The sequence below is a fragment of the Jingyaoa shaoxingensis genome, from assembly GCF_014385005.1.
Classification (GTDB): Bacteria; Bacillota; Clostridia; order Lachnospirales; family Lachnospiraceae; genus Marvinbryantia; species Marvinbryantia shaoxingensis.
This window is the reverse complement of the sequence record NZ_JACRSZ010000048.1, coordinates 1-2496: the sequence shown is the minus strand read 5'-3', so window position 1 is coordinate 2496 and position 2496 is coordinate 1. Positions and strand designations below refer to the sequence as shown.

General features: G+C 52.9%; 1 rRNA gene. It reads left to right on the top strand.

Annotated features, from left to right (window positions below):
* Positions 1–2496, top strand: a 23S ribosomal RNA gene (locus tag H8716_RS17370); the annotation flags it as partial.

Sequence of the window (2496 nt, the reverse complement as noted above, 5' to 3'; positions counted from 1 at the left end):
GACGGCAGTATCCGGAGTACCACGAGACACGTGGAACCTTGTGGGAAGTCGGGGGGACCACCCCCCAAGGCTAAATACTACTCAGTGACCGATAGCGCATAGTACTGTGAAGGAAAGGTGAAAAGGACCCCGGGAGGGGAGTGAAAGAGAACCTGAAACCCTGTGTTTACAAACTGTGGAAGCACTTTATATGTGCAACCGCGTACTTTTTGTAGAACGGTCCAGCGAGTTGCGCTGGCTGGCAAGGTTAAGGACCTAAGGTCCGGAGCCGGAGGGAAACCAAGTCTTAAGAGGGCGTCAAGTCAGTCGGAGCAGACCCGAAACCGGGTGATCTATCCATGTCCAGGATGAAGCTGCCGTAAGAGGTAGTGGAGGTCCGAACGCACATCCGTTGAAAAGGGTGGCGATGAGGTGTGGATAGGGGAGAAATTCCAATCGAACCCGGAGATAGCTGGTTCTCCTCGAAATAGCTTTAGGGCTAGCCTCGTGTTAATCTGATGGAGGTAGAGCACTGAATTTCCTAGGGGGCGTCAAAGCTTACCGAAGAATATCAAACTCCGAATGCCATACAGATGATGCACGGGAGTCAGACTGCACGAGATAAGTTGGGCAGTCAAAAGGGAAAGAGCCCAGACCTGCAGCTAAGGTCCCAAAGTGCGTGTTAAGTGGAAAAGGATGTGGGGATTCAAAGACAACCAGGATGTTGGCTCAGAAGCAGCCATACATTCAAAGAGTGCGTAATAGCTCACTGGTCGAGAGTCCCTGCGCCGAAAATGTCCGGGGCTGAAACACGACACCGAAGCTCAGGAATCACGTTAGTGATTGGTAGAGGAGCATTCCTGACCGGCGAAGCCGTACCGTAAGGAGCGGTGGAGGGACAGGAAGAGAGAATGCTGGAATGAGTAGCGAGAACAGGGTGGGAATCCCTGTGGCCGAATATCCAAGGTTTCCGGAGTAAAGCTGATCTGCTCCGGGTAAGTCGGGGCCTAAGGAGAGGCTGAAAAGCGTATCCGATGGACAACAGGTAGAAATTCCTGTACTGCAGTAAGACAGAACTGTGGGGACACGTGTGGAAAGCACAGGCGCGGAATGGAAAGCCGCGCGCAAGCAGGGTAGGAGACATGCAGGAAAATCCGTATGTCAATCCGAAGATGTGATGCGGACCGAATTTAAGTAGGGAAGTGTGTGAGCCATGCGTCAAGAAAAGCCGCTATTGTTCTTATTGTACCCGTACCGTAAACCGACACAGGTGGATGAGGAGAGAATCCTAAGGCCGGCGGAAGAAGCATTGTTAAGGAACTCGGCAAAATGACCCTGTAACTTCGGGAGAAAGGGTGCCCTCGAAAGAGGGCCGCAGAGAATAGGCTCAAGCAACTGTTTAGCAAAAACACAGGTCTATGCAAAACCGTAAGGTGAGGTATATGGGCTGACGCCTGCCCGGTGCTGGAAGGTTAAGAGGAGAGGTTAGAGAAATCGAAGCTTTGAATTTAAGCCCCAGTAAACGGCGGCCGTAACTATAACGGTCCTAAGGTAGCGAAATTCCTTGTCGGGTAAGTTCCGACCCGCACGAAAGGCGTAATGATTTGAGCACTGTCTCGACAATGCATCCGGTGAAATTGAAGTACCAGTGAAGATGCTGGTTACCTGCGCCAGGACGGAAAGACCCCATGGAGCTTTACTCCAGTTTGGTACTGGGATCCGGTATTGCATGTACAGGATAGGTGGGAGGCTGAGAAATGGTGACGCCAGTTGCCATGGAGCCGGTGTTGGGATACCACCCTTGCAGTATTGGGTTTCTAACCAGCCGCCGTGACCCGGCGGTGGGACAATGCCAGGCGGGGAGTTTGACTGGGGCGGTCGCCTCCGAAAGGGTATCGGAGGCGCTCAAAGGTTCCCTCAGAATGGTTGGAAACCATTCGAAGAGTGCAAAGGCAGAAGGGAGCTTGACTGCGACACCGACGGGTGGAGCAGGTACGAAAGTAGGACTTAGTGATCCGGTGGTATTAAGTGGGAATGCCATCGCTCAACGGATAAAAGCTACCCTGGGGATAACAGGCTTATCACTCCCAAGAGTTCACATCGACGGAGTGGTTTGGCACCTCGATGTCGGCTCATCGCATCCTGGGGCTGTAGTAGGTCCCAAGGGTTGGGCTGTTCGCCCATTAAAGCGGTACGCGAGCTGGGTTCAGAACGTCGTGAGACAGTTCGGTCCCTATCCGGCGTGGGCGTAAGATATTTGAGAGGAGCTGTCCTTAGTACGAGAGGACCGGGATGGACTGACCTCTGGTGTACCGGTTGCACTGCCAAGTGCATGGCCGGGTAGCCAAGTCGGGAAGGGATAAACGCTGAAGGCATCTAAGCGTGAAGCCCCCCTCAAGATGAGATATCTCATGCGAAAGCAATAAGACCCCTTGAAGACGACGAGGTAGATAGGGCAGAGGTGGAAGTGCAGTAATGTATGGAGCTGACTGTCACTAATAGGTCGAAGGCTTGACC